This is a genomic window from Pseudolysinimonas sp., assembly GCF_049651805.1.
Classification (GTDB): domain Bacteria; phylum Actinomycetota; class Actinomycetes; order Actinomycetales; family Microbacteriaceae; genus Pseudolysinimonas_A.
Genome location: NZ_JBASCU010000044.1, coordinates 1 through 1,786, shown reverse-complemented (window position 1 = coordinate 1,786; position 1,786 = coordinate 1). Strand labels below are relative to the sequence as shown.

Sequence of the window (1,786 nt, the reverse complement as noted above, 5' to 3'; positions counted from 1 at the left end):
GCTGCCAGGCATGCTCGGCGATCTCGGCGACCACGGCGGCGACGGGTTTGGTCATGCGCACGCCGATCGAGTAGAGCCAGCCGGCCCGCTCCAGGAGGTTGTCCGAGATCTCGTAGAAGTTTGAGCGGCGGTCCTCCCGCCTCGTCCGTTGCCGTGGGCAGCGTTTTGGGCGAGTGAAGTCCATTCGAGACAGGAGGAACCGCCATGAAGAAGGTATCCGGGCCGACGGTCGTCACGACCGTGGCCGCGGCTGAGAGCGCGTTGCCGCCGCAGATCCAGGAGGCGCTCGGTGAGCTGGTCGGGGCGGCGAGGGAGGGGCTGCTCGCCCTCAGCGTCGGCGTCGGGCTGGGTGTCGTGCACGAGCTGATGGAGCTCGAGGTCGACGAGGTCGTCGGCCCCAAGGGCAAGCACAACGCGGATCGCACGGCGAAGCGTCACGGCCACGAGGGCGGGTCGATGACGCTCGGCGGCCGGCGCGTGCAGGTGCGGCGGCCGCGGATCCGCTCGGCCGACGACAAGCGCGAGCTGCCCGTCGAGACGTACGAGTACTTCGCCGACCGCGACCCGCTGACCAGGGCGGTGATGGACCGCATGCTCGCCGGTGTCTCGACGCGCCGCTTCGCCCGCGTCGGCGAGCCCGTCGGCGCTGACCTCGAGGCCGAGAGCAGCTCGACGTCGAAGACGTCGGTGTCGGAGATGTTCGTCGAGCGCACCACGACTGCGCTCGAGGAGCTGATGTCGCGCCGGCTAGACGACGTCCGTCTCGCGGTGATGATGCTCGACGGGATCGAGATCGCCGAGCGCACCCACGTGGTCGCGCTCGGGATCACGACCGACGGCGTCAAGATCCCGCTCGGGCTCTGGGAGGGCTCGACCGAGAACGCGACGCTGGCTAGGACGCTGCTCGCCGACCTGGTCGACCGCGGCCTCGATCCCGAGCAGGCGATCCTGTTCGTGATCGACGGCTCAAAGGCGCTCAGGCGGGCGATCAAGGACGTCTTCGGCGAGCACGCGCTCGTGCACCGCTGCCACCGGCACAAAGAGAGAAACGTCACCGACCTGCTGCCCGAGCGCGACCGCGACCAGGTCCGCGCCCGGATGCGCGCGACGTGGTCGCTCACCGACCCCGAGCTCGCCCGCCAGCGGCTCGAGCTGCTCGCCGCCGAGCTCGACCGCAGCTGGCCCGACGCAGCCCGATCGCTTCGCGAAGGCCTCGACGACACGCTGACGCTGATGCGACTCGGAATCACCGGGCAGCTCGTCAAGACGCTCTGCTCAACGAACCCGTGCGAGAGCATGCTCGAGATCGTCCGCTACACCCAGCGCAACGTGAAGCGCTGGCACGACGGCGACATGCGCAGACGCTGGACCGCCGCCGGCATGCTCGTCGCCGAGCAGCAGTTCCGACGCATCATCGGCTACCGCGACCTCGCCCAGCTCGTCATCGCGATCGAACGTCACACCCTGCTCGCTGCCCCGCCGACCCTCGACCGAAAGAAAGCCGCCGATCTCGTTACTGTCTGATCGTCAAGCGGGGATCGCCGCCCAAGTTCCACGACAATCCGGACATCCTCCACGTCCGTCACATCCTCCGCAAGCTCGGCTGCCCCGACCGCGCTCAGCTCATCGAGACCGGCGTCATGCTCCCCGGTCGTCCGAGTTGACGCGGCGATCATGGCCCGGAGTCTCGAGAGAGACGGGACTCATCGGCCGAGATTGGCCGGAACGGTCCTGGGCTCGCCGTGCGATGGTTCTTGCGACTGTTCTCGGACAGACGAACGAGAAG

The 1,786-nt window shown here is 68.6% G+C and carries 2 protein-coding genes; one reads left to right on the top strand and one right to left on the bottom strand.

Going from position 1 to position 1,786, the window contains the following annotated elements; genetic code table 11:
• Window positions 1-184 (bottom strand): hypothetical protein (locus WBL06_RS11185; protein ID WP_424456083.1); only part of this gene is annotated, 184 nt, incomplete at its 3' end.
• Window positions 185-204: 20 nt separating this feature from the next.
• On the opposite strand from WBL06_RS11185, the gene WBL06_RS11180 reads away from it, so the two are divergent.
• Window positions 205-1,524 (top strand): IS256 family transposase, encoded by a 1,320-nt coding sequence (locus tag WBL06_RS11180; RefSeq protein ID WP_424456082.1) that lies wholly within the window; start codon window positions 205-207, stop codon window positions 1,522-1,524.
• The last annotated feature ends 262 nt before the right edge of the window (window positions 1,525-1,786 follow it).